The 8,945-nt window shown below is 73.9% G+C and carries 8 protein-coding genes; 1 reads left to right on the top strand and 7 read right to left on the bottom strand.

Annotation, left to right across the window (positions count from 1 at the left end; translation table 11 throughout):
• Positions 1-155: 155 nt before the first annotated feature.
• Together ACFW1A_RS34360 and ACFW1A_RS34355 are read right to left on the bottom strand one after the other, a co-directional pair.
• Positions 156-488 carry a hypothetical protein gene (locus ACFW1A_RS34360; RefSeq protein ID WP_380416138.1) on the bottom strand — a complete coding sequence of 111 codons (333 nt, stop codon included), beginning with the start codon at positions 486-488 and terminating at the stop codon, positions 156-158.
• Between the two features lie 79 nt (positions 489-567).
• Entirely contained in the window at positions 568-1,053 is a 486-nt protein-coding gene (locus tag ACFW1A_RS34355) for a DUF427 domain-containing protein (RefSeq protein WP_380416136.1), read from the bottom strand.
• Between the two features lie 178 nt (positions 1,054-1,231).
• On the opposite strand from ACFW1A_RS34355, the gene ACFW1A_RS34350 reads away from it, so the two are divergent.
• Entirely contained in the window at positions 1,232-1,663 is a 432-nt protein-coding gene (locus ACFW1A_RS34350) for an SRPBCC family protein (protein ID WP_380416134.1), read from the top strand.
• Between the two features lie 334 nt (positions 1,664-1,997).
• Here the strand turns inward: ACFW1A_RS34350 and ACFW1A_RS34345 are convergent, their stop codons facing one another.
• The 5 genes from ACFW1A_RS34345 to ACFW1A_RS34325 form a co-directional block, all read right to left on the bottom strand.
• Complete coding sequence (locus ACFW1A_RS34345; protein ID WP_380416132.1) at positions 1,998-2,621, bottom strand: hypothetical protein; 624 nt, start codon at positions 2,619-2,621, stop codon at positions 1,998-2,000.
• Positions 2,622-2,716: 95 nt separating this feature from the next.
• Complete coding sequence (locus ACFW1A_RS34340) at positions 2,717-3,448, bottom strand: hypothetical protein (RefSeq protein WP_380416129.1); 732 nt, start codon at positions 3,446-3,448, stop codon at positions 2,717-2,719.
• Positions 3,445-4,611 (bottom strand): tryptophan 7-halogenase, encoded by a 1,167-nt coding sequence (locus tag ACFW1A_RS34335; protein ID WP_380416124.1) that lies wholly within the window; start codon positions 4,609-4,611, stop codon positions 3,445-3,447. The genes ACFW1A_RS34340 and ACFW1A_RS34335 overlap by 4 nt, the downstream gene beginning before the upstream one ends.
• On the bottom strand, positions 4,608-6,602 hold the full coding sequence (locus ACFW1A_RS34330; protein ID WP_380416120.1) for a LodA/GoxA family CTQ-dependent oxidase: 1,995 nt from the start codon (positions 6,600-6,602) through the stop codon (positions 4,608-4,610). The genes ACFW1A_RS34335 and ACFW1A_RS34330 overlap by 4 nt, the downstream gene beginning before the upstream one ends.
• A gap of 310 nt (positions 6,603-6,912) precedes the next feature.
• Positions 6,913-8,945: hypothetical protein (locus ACFW1A_RS34325; RefSeq protein ID WP_380416118.1), on the bottom strand; the 2,033-nt coding region annotated here is incomplete at its 5' end.

The raw sequence follows: 8,945 nt of genomic DNA, 5'->3' as shown, positions 1-8,945 counted from the left end.
GGGCCGCCGCCGTGCGGATCGGGGGCGGTGGTCGTCCCGGTGCCGGGTACGGGTCTGCCGCCTTCCGGGGAACGGCGTGGGTCGCTGATCACGGGCATGTGTCCTGCAACCTGGTTCGGCAGACGGTGGTTACGTGCAGGGGTCCGTTCGGGTGGTCAGCAGGCTTGTCGGTCGGCGGTATCGGGTGGTGGTGGGGCGAGGGCCGGGCGGGTGGGGGCGGGTGCGATCCGCAGCGTGGGCACGGGTGCGGGGAGTCCGCTGACGGGAGTGGTCCGGGCCGGTGGCGCAGGCTGTGCGTGCGCGGTGCGGATCCAGCGGGCGAGCGCCTGGGCGAAGTCGGGGCCCAGCGCGGCGGCCCGGTACAGCTGGTCGAGGTCGCCGGGCCGCAGGGCGATGCCGGCTTGGGACAGGGCCGCCAGGAGCGGCTGGACGAGGGTCCACTGCGTGCGCAGCGCGGGCAGGGTGCTGGGATGCTCGGGGTCTGTCACGTAGGGGCCAACTGCCCAGCCCGGGGCAGGACACGGTGCCGGGCGGGTATTCAGCCGGGCGACGCAGCCGGGGTCGGGCTCACCAGCCCGCGGTGCCCGCACCACCCTTGAAGGGCCCGCCGATCTCGTCGGTGATCCAGCCGCCGTAGAAGCCGCCCTGCTGGGGTCGCACCTCCTCGCCGTCGACGGTGCACCGGTCCACCCGCCCGGGGTAGAACGCCAGGAAGCCGCGCAGGACCTCGTAGACCGGGAACGGTTCCGGGTAGCTCCACACGGCCTGCGGGGCGTGCCGGTCGGCCACCCGCAGGTCCCAGTAGTGGGCCTGTCCCTTCCACTCGCACAGGCTGGTCCCGGCCGCGACCGTGAGCAGTTCGGTGGCCACGTCCTGCGGCGGCAGGTAGTACACCGGCGGGTGGCTGGTCTCCAGCACGCGCAGGGCGTGGGTGGTCGAGGCCACCAGCCGCCCGCCGAACCGGACCTGCACCTGCAGTCCGTCGGCCGGCACCACTGCGGGTGGCCGGGGGTAGTCCCAGACCGACTCGGCCGGGCGGTCACTGCCACGCATGGGTGCTCCTCCTCCGTCTCCGCCACCGTGCGTCGACGGGCCGGGGCGGGCCACTCGCACCGCCTGTGCACCGTTGGGACAGGACCGCTCGGGCCGCGGCCCATCCGAACGGCCGCCCGCGCCGAAGTACCCGAGCCACCGACCGCACGTGGGGAGGCAAGGACAGAAGGGGGTCCCGATGATCACGGTGGAGCGCACCGTCCTGGTGAACCGGCCGCGCGCCGAGGTGTTGGCGTACCTGGCCGACTTCGGCCACACGGCCGACTGGGACCCGGGCACCGAGAGCTGCACCCGCCTGGACGCCGGCCCGGTCGCGGTGGGTGCGCGCTGGCGCAACGTCTCCCGCTTCCGCGGGCGGCGGACCGAGCTCGCCTACCGGCTGGAGCAGTACGGGCCGGACCGGCTGGTGTTCGAGGGCCGGAACCGGACCGTCACCGCGACGGACGACATCGGCCTGCGGCCCGCCGGCACCCACACCGTGCTGGTCTACCGCGCGCGGCTGCGCTTCCACGGGCTCGCCCGCCTCGCCGCACCGCTCCTGCGGCGGGAGTTCGAGCGCCTGGCGGACGCGGTGGCCGCGCGGCTGCCCGAGGTCCTGGAGGAGGGATGACCGCTCCGCCCCGGGCATCCGCAACCGTCCCCGGGCATCCGCAACGGTCCCCGCGCACCGTACGGGAGGCACACCGTGAACCACCTCCGCCCACGCGCCCGCGGCCCCGGTGACCTGGTCGCACGCATCTGCCGTGCAGTGGCGTCCGGCGACGCCCTGCTGGTCGAGGTGCTCCTCGCCGTGCTGGAGAGCGTCGCCGACGACGCGTTGCTGCAACGCCTGGCCGAGGCGCTGACCCGCGACCCCCGGGCGGTGCCCGCAGCCCGGGGCGGCAGCGCGGGCAGGTCGAGCAGGCGCCGGCACAGCGTTTCGGGACCCCGCCCGCCCGGGCCCGTCAGCCCTGACCGCGGTGGCGGTCCGGATCGTAGATCGCGGTGAGGAACGGGCTCAGGCCCAGCGCGAAGAAGCCGTACTCCAGCTGCTGGTACCAGGCCCGTTCGTCCTCCAGTTCCTTGCCGACCTGGACGGGGAGCCGCCCGCCTTCGCCGCCGGTCGCCGCCATCGCCACGAACGCCGTGCCCTCGTCGGCGGGGTCGGACGGGCGGGCGAGCACCGTGAAGTCCCAGGTCGCCGCCCCGGGCACGTCGGACCCGGTGTCCAGGCGGCGCAGCACGAAGGTGGGCTGGGCCAGCAGCACCGAGGACTGCGCGCGGATCGCCATCGTGCCGCGCTCGACGACGCGCCAGGGCGGCTCGGGCCGGGTGTGGTGGAGGTCCGAGAACAGCTCCTCGCGCAGCTTCGAGTACTCGACGGGCGCCTGCGCCAGGGAGCGGGTGTCCTCGGCCAGTTGGCGGCTGGTGTCGCAACTGTCGAGCAGGCCGGCCAACGCGTCCAGCCGGCCCCGGATCCACGGCTTGAGGAAGCGGTCGAGGCCGCCCAGCCGGTAGGCGTCCTCCGCCGACTCGGCGACCAGCAGCGCACCACGGCTCAGGGCCCGGTGCCGTTCCACGAGACTCACGATGTCTCCCGTTCTCCCCGGCGACGACCGCCGCCGTTCATCCTAGGCATCGGCGGCGGGCTTCCTCCGGCGGACGGGAGAACCTGCGGCGCGGGCTACTTGCTGTTCAGCGAGGTGTTGTTCCACCAGCCCTGGCGGCCGGCGGCGAAGCTGACGGTGCGCTCGCCGATCCGGCCCTCGTAGGTGGTGCCGGTGGTCAGTGGGCTCTTCGGCAGGACGCCGTGGGCGTCCTTGATACTGGGGACGGTGAGGGTGGCCGCCGGGGCCAGGTCGGTCGGCCGGAAGCCCTGCGGGTTCACCGTGGTGATCACCTCGTCCCAGTTCGGGGCGGCGGCCAGTTGGTGGGCGAGGTGCACCTCGTCGTCGCGGCCGAAGGCGAGGCAGGTCAGGTAGTCGGGGTAGCCGCCCTCGGGGTCGAGCGGCAGGTAGTGGACCACGTCCTGCTTGCGGCAGGTGGCGTCGACGGCGGGGAGCAGCGGGGTGAACGTCCGTGCGCCCTGGGCGTCGACGGTGACGCGTTCGAGTTCGACGGGCAGCGAGGTGCGGGTGCCGTCGACGATCTCGCTGAGCGGCCAGTGGCCTTCCGTGAACAGCGAGTAGTAGACCTGCTGGTCCTCGTGCTCGGCGAGGTCGGCGAGGTAGAGCGTGCGCAGCTGGTCGGGCAGGCCGAAGGTGGTGATCAGCTGGAAGGCGTGGACGGGGACGTAGTACAGCGGCAGGTGGTAGCTGAAGACCGTCTTCTTGCCGATGAGCAGGAAGCGGTGGCCGTGCCGCGGGGCGTCGGTGTCGGTGTCGGCGTACGTGTCGGTGTGCACGGCGCTGCTCATACGGGGGTCTCCTCGGGGGTCGTGGTGTGCCGGCGGTGCCAGAACGGCTGGTCGGGCCAGCGCTGTTCGGTGCCGTAGTGGGTGCGGTGGTTGCGGCGGTAGGCAGTGTCGACGGCGGCGAGGGTGCGCGCGTAGCCGTCGAGCGCACCGGCGTCGCCGGCGAGGTGGGCGTGCACGGCGCGGCCCCCGCTCAGTCCGGTGAACAGGGCGGTCAGGATGCCCTGCGAGGACAGCGGGTCGAAGGCCGCCGCGGCGTCGCCGACGGCGGTCCAGCCGTCGCCGGTGGCGGTGTCGAGCCGGACGGTGTGCGCGGGGGCCCGGCGCAGCGCGGTGCCCGCGGCCGGCGGGTGCCGGGCGGCGAGGCGGCCGATGTGTCGGGTGGCGGCGAGCGCGGCCGCGAACCCGGGGTGGCGGGCACCGGGCAGGTCGGCATCGGTGAACCGGGCGAGCAGGCGGCGGCCGGCGGGCAGCGGCGCGGTGTACCACCAGCCCTCCGGGGCGGCCTCGACGGTGGTGGTCGTGTCGGCCGACTCGGCGGGATCCAGGGTCAGGTGGACGGCGACCAGCCGGTCGCGGACCAGCCGCCGCGCCCCGCAGGCGGTGGCGACGGCGGCCGCCCGGCCGGTGGCGTCGACGATCCACCGGCAGCGCACGGTGGCGGTGCGGGCCGGTCCGCGCAGCTCGACGGTCCAGTGGCCGCTGCCGGTGCTGCCGCTGCGGTGGCCGGCGCCGGCCCGCCCGGTCGGGCGGGCCACCGTGCGTGCGGCCACCCGGACGCCCTGCGCGCGGGCGTGCTCGCGCAGTTGGCGGTCGAACAAGGGGCGGTCCAGGTGCCAGCCGTGGCCGTGCGGGTCACGGATGCTGTCGAGTGAGGCGAGGACGTCCGTGCCCCACGCGGAGCGGTTGGCGTAGCAGGGGAGGTGACCCCGCGTCAGGGCGTGGTCGGCGCCGAGGTCGCGCAGCAGGACCCGGGCGGCGGCGGGCAGCGCCTCGCCGACGGGCGCCGGTCCGCGCCCGGCGTCGACGAGCAGCACGGTGCGGCCGGCCCGGGCCAGCGCGATGGCGGCGGCCGAGCCCGCCGGGCCCGCGCCCGCGACGACGACGTCGTAGCGCCCGTCCGCCGCCGCCGTCGCGTGGTCGTGCGGGGGCCCGGCGGAGGTCACCGGGAGCCGTCCGCGGGCTTGGCACCGCCGCCGTTGGCGGCGTCCGTACCGAAGGGGTCGAGCTTGTCGATGTAGCCGGCGGTGATCTCCGCGCGGTCGTGGCCGGTGTCCTGGGCGAGCGCGTCGAGCACCCCGCCGTAGGCGGCGGAGTCGAGCGCGGTGGCCTCGGGCAGGTGCACGGTGATCAGGTTGCGGGTGGGCAGCACGCCCTCCAGCGGGAAGCCGGGGACGGACTCGACCTGCATCAGCTCGGGGAACCGGCCGTCACCGACGGTGTAGCGGCGGGTCTCGACGATCCCGAACTCGTGCCACTCGGCGACGGCCTGGGCGAGTTGCTGCGGGTAGTCGCCCTGCAGGCCGCGCAGCCAGGAGGCCCGGCGGGCGAAGGCGTCCTCCCGCTCCTCGTCCGAACCGGGCCGGCCCGCCTCCTTGTTGACGATGTGGAAGTCCTCGTCGGTGAGGACGTGGTTGGGCACCCGGGCGGGCCAGAAGGTCGGGACGTACGGGTCGTACCGGTTGTGCGGGAGGGCGCCGAACTCGTAGCCGGAGCGGCAGCTGGCGGTGTCGGTCTGCCAGGGCACGGCCATCCAGCGGGTGAGGTCGCCGGGGCCCTGGGCGTGCAGCGGGCCGTCCGGGCCGAGGCAGCGCGCGGTGCTCAGCTGCGGTCCGTAGTCGGGCTCGGGCTGGCCGTCGGGGCGGTGCAGGATGCGGAACGGCTCGCTGTACAGGGTGGGGTGGCGGACCGGCCAGGTGACCTCGCAGCCGGGGTGGAAGGCGTCGGCGAGGCAGAAGTCGAGGGCGGCGCGGTCGAGCAGGCCGGGCTGGTCGGCGGGCGGGGCGTCCTCCAACCGGTGCGGGAAGCCGGGCCACGGCGCGGTGGAGAACGCGCCGCGGGACCACCGGTCGAGCTGGTCGAGCTGGGTGTCGGAGAGCATCAGGTACTGCAGCGGGGAGGTGGGCCTGCTGGACATCCCGTCGCCGTAGATCCACGGCCAGGGCTGCGGCGAGAGTCCGTCGCGCGGGTAGTAGCGCATCGCCAGGTAGACCTGGCGGCGCAGCTCGCGGTAGCGCTCGGCCGGGTCGGACAGGCGCTCCAGCAGCGACGGCGACAGGAAGTCCTCGGGGCCGCCGTGGCCGTGGTGGGTGGCGTAGCCGTGGTTGACCCACTGGAGCTCGTTGAACCGCCGCAGGATCGGCTCGATGTCGCGGGCGAAGGAGACCTCGCCGTCGGCGGGCACCGCGCCTTGGCGCAGGAACAGGTCGTGCAGCAGGTCCCAGAGGGTGCGCACGGTCTTCACGTCGGGGGCGTAGTTGGGCGGGGCGACCACCACCCAGGCCCCGTGGACCGGAACGGGCGTGCCGCCGAGGGTGACGGTGGCGGTCACCGGTCCGTCCGACGTGTCGTCGTGCCAGCCGTCGTTGTTGCCGTAGGAGTGCAGTTCCTCGCCGCCGGGCGCGCCGGAGACGCCGGTGCCGCCGAGGACGACGAGGCGGCCGTGCTCGTCGGTGTGCATCCGGCCGAGCGGGACGGGGACGCCGAGGAAGCTGCCGCCGGTGAACTCGACGGTCGCCGTGGTGCCGGCCGCCAGGGTCTTCCGGCCGGGGTCGATGACCAGGGACGCGCGGTCGGTCTGCTTGGCGTTGCGGAGGGCGGAGGCCTTGCCCGCCATGTCGGGGATGTCGAAGGCGAGGTCGAAGTTGTACCAGGCGGCCTTGCGGTTGGCCACGTGCACGGCCCACTCGATGGTCAGGCCGGCCTCGGCGGTGGTCAGTTCGCGCACCACCCGGCCGGTGCTGTCGTAGCCGTAGATCCGGAACCGGGCGGCCTGGCGCTTGATCGCGCCGGTGTCGTCCTTGTGGAAGCCGGGCGGAACGGGTTCGGGGGAGGGCGTCTCGGGGCCGTAGAACCAGCCGTCCTCGTGGGTGCTGTTTCCGATCCGGGCGACCCCGATCGCGGGGTGGATCTTCGCGTAGGCGATCTGATCGGTCATCAGGCTGCCAGGCTCCTTCCGGGTGGGTGCGGTGCCGCCCACCATGGCAGGTCGAATACGATCGATCCTTGCGCCGCGCGGCGCGCACGTCGATGTGTGACCCGAAGGAGTGAGCCGTCGGCGGGGTGCTCGACGGGCGCCGGAGGTCTCCGTTGCCGCCCGTGGCGCACCGGGGTGCGGCTGCGCTTGCGCGGAGGGCCGCAGCGCCACGAGCCCGGACCGCGCTTCCTCGGCGCGATCCGGGCTCGTGGGTCGACCCGTTCCCCGTGTGCTCGGAGCAGGGGTGTCCGGGGGTCAGGGGGTCAGGGGGTCAGGGGGAGGCGACGACGTCGCTCGGGCCGCCGAAGGTGGAGCTGACGGGCTTTCCGGTGCCGTTGATCACCGAGTCGATGCCGCCGGAGCCGTTCAGGAAGACGGTCATCAGGTCGTGGAGCTGGACGCCCGGGGCGGTGGGCGCCTGGAAGGCCATGGCGTTGTGGATGTCGACGCCCTGGTTGAAGAAGGAGTAGCTGCCCATGCCGTAGCCCTGGAAGGAGGTGACGCGGGGGGAGACGGCGAAGGCCGGGTAGCCGTTCTGGGTAGGGCTCGCCTGCCAGGCGGCCTGGTTCGGCACCTCGTAGGGGTTCTCGTTCTGGAAGAAGACCACCTGGCCGTGCTGGCCGTTCCAGCGGGTCTCGGTCTTCTGGAAGTGCTCCACGGCCAGTCCGGTCGCGGTGACGCGGTCGCCGTTGACCACCAGGCCGGTGTCGCTGCGGTCGCCGGTCCAGGTGCCGGCGCCGGCGCCGTGGTCGGCGCGCCAGAGCCACGCGTCGTCGATCAGGGTGTCGTTGCTGTCGACGACGAGCGCGGTGGTGGCGGACCCGGCGGTGGCGCCGCCGATCCGGAAGAACACGTCGTCCAGGGTGATCGGGTCGGCGGCGTGGCCGGCCTTCGCGCCCCCGGCGCCGCGGGAGTCCCCGTCGCCCCGGGAGTCCTCGTCGCCCCGGGCGTCGTCGGAGCCCTGCGCGTCCTCGCCGCCCCTGGTGCCGACCTTCAGCAGGCTCGGCGAGGTGACCGGGCCGGCGTCGAAGATGACGCCGGTGACGTTCACGCCGTCCACGTCGGCGATCTTCATGGTGGTGTTGCCGCGGGTCGGGACCAGGGTCGGGAAGCCGAGGCCGACGATCTTCGTGTCCGGCCGGGTCACCTTGACGGTGTCGGCGAGCTGGTAGACGCCGGGCGTGAACAGCAGGTTGTCACCGGCGGCGAGTGCGTTGTTGATGCGCTTGGCGCTGGTGCCGGGCTGCACCACGAAGAAGGAGTCCAGCGGGAGCGAGCTGCCCGGGGTGGCGCCGGCGGTCCAGCTCGGGCCGGAAGAGTCGGTCTGCGGTGACGGGACGAAGACCCGGTACGCCCCGGTCCCGTCCAGGTACAGGTACGGGGCCTCGCGGGTCTGCGGGCAGGTGGCGAGCGTGGTGTACGGGTTGGGGCCGCCGCTGAGGCCGGAGTTGTCGGCGAAGGACTGCGCGGGCGCGCCCTGGTCGCCGCAGAAGACCTGGTTCCAGACGCCGTTGGTCCAGCCGTCGAGGGCGCTGTCGCGGGTGAAGAACTGCTGCTGCGAGCCGTTGATGACGGTGCCGCCGGTGAACCGGGAGTCGGCAATGAAGCCGCCGCTGGCCCAGTCGGGCGAGCCGGTGCAGTAGTCCATCAGGGTCAGGTTGCCGTTGACGTGCACCCGGCGCAGCGGGGCGGCCTGGGAGACCGCCCAGAAGTCGGTGTTCCCGTAACAGCCGCTGCCGCCGGTGACGTTGACGGTGAGGTTGGTGAGTGAGCGCCAGAAGTTGGTGGTGGCGTAGCACTGGGTCTGCACGCCGCCGTTGCACTGGTTGTAGACGTTGACCGACCCGTTGATCACGACGTCGCCGGGGTTCTGCCCGAGGCCGGCGACGCTCTCGTAGAAGCCGACCGAGAAGGTCAGCGGGGCGGCGGTCGAGCCGTACGTGCCGGGCTTGAACAGGACGGCGTAGCGCTGGGTGCCGAACTCGTTGCCGGCCTGGGCGCCCGCGATGGCGTCGAGCCGGGCCTGGATCGTGGACTGGGGCATGCTCGGGTCGAAGACGACGACGTTCGAGCCGAGGCTGCCGCCGGTGGCCGGCGGCGCGGCCTCGACACCGGCCGCCCCGGCGGGCGTCGCGGTGGCCATCGCCCCGAGGAGGGCGGCCACGGCGAGGGCCGCGCGGGCGAGGCGGGCGGGTCTTCTCACGCTGTTCAAGTGGGGTGCACCCTTCTGGCGGGCCCGGTGGGCGGCCTGGATGACCGGGGACTGGTTCTCGTGCGGGGTAGACGCGCTCATGTGCGCAGGGT

The organism is Kitasatospora sp. NPDC058965 (genome assembly GCF_042741245.1).
Classification (GTDB): Bacteria; Actinomycetota; Actinomycetes; order Streptomycetales; family Streptomycetaceae; genus Kitasatospora.
Note: the sequence above shows the minus strand (reverse complement) of the source record. Positions and strands in the feature narration are given on the sequence as shown.